The sequence below is a fragment of the Sphingomonas sp. AC449 genome, assembly GCF_979253475.1.
Genome location: NZ_CEEDCZ010000091.1, coordinates 1 through 239 on the forward strand (window position 1 = coordinate 1; position 239 = coordinate 239).

At 66.9% G+C, this 239-nt stretch carries 1 pseudogene; it reads right to left on the minus strand.

Annotated elements, in window-relative coordinates:
* Positions 1–239, minus strand: a pseudogene (locus AC0CH3_RS17940) (GIY-YIG nuclease family protein); the annotation flags it as partial.

Below are 239 nucleotides of genomic sequence, written 5' to 3' on the forward strand. Positions count from 1 at the left end.
GCCGTCTCTACCTCGATACCCTGGTCGGCCAGGAGCGCGCCGTCTTCGAGAGCTTCGATCGGCGATGCCGCGTCTGCGGCGTCGCGCAGGCCATGCGTATCCATCTGCGCCAGCAACTCGCGGCATTCCGGTTGCGCGCGCAGCCGGTCGAGGCGCACCGCATAATGGCGCTCGAAAATGTCGCGGTCATCGCCGTGCTGCGGCACGCGGCCGTGCTCATCGCGAAACCTGACGATATC